General features: G+C 68.5%; 1 pseudogene. It reads left to right on the top strand.

What is annotated here, in order from left to right:
* A pseudogene (locus AC1DFC_RS29785) lies at positions 1-524 on the top strand (RHS repeat-associated core domain-containing protein); the annotation flags it as partial.

Raw genomic sequence — 524 nt, 5'->3', positions numbered from 1 at the left:
GAGGCCGTGGGCATCCGCCGCAGCTATGCCTACGACAAGGCCGGCCAGCTGGTGGCCATCGGCGACAGCCGCCGCGGCAACCTGAGCTACCGCTACGACCCCGTGGGGCGCCTGCTCGAAGCCCACAGCCGACTGGGCCGCGAGACCTTTGCCTTCGATCCGGCGGGCAACATCGGCAACCCTTCCGACACCGATGCGGACACACAGGCGTCCGGCCGCGTCACCACCCGCGTGGCGGTGCGCCTGGGCGGCGATGGCCGCAGCATGGCCGGCCGGCTGATGGACAACCTGCTCAAGGACTATGCGGGAACCCACTACAGGTGGGACGAGCGGGGCAATCTGATCGAGCGCAGCCGCAACGGAGAAAAGACCACCTTCACCTGGGACGGCTTCAACCGCATGCGCAGCGCGAGCACCTACGGCAAGACCACGAGCTTCAGCTACGACGCCCTGGGCCGGCGCATCGCCAAACGCTCCGAGCACGAGATCACCCTCTTCGGCTGGGACGGCGACACGCTGGCCTT

The organism is Variovorax sp. 10L421 (assembly GCF_056395365.1).
This window is presented reverse-complemented; position numbering and strand designations above follow the sequence as displayed.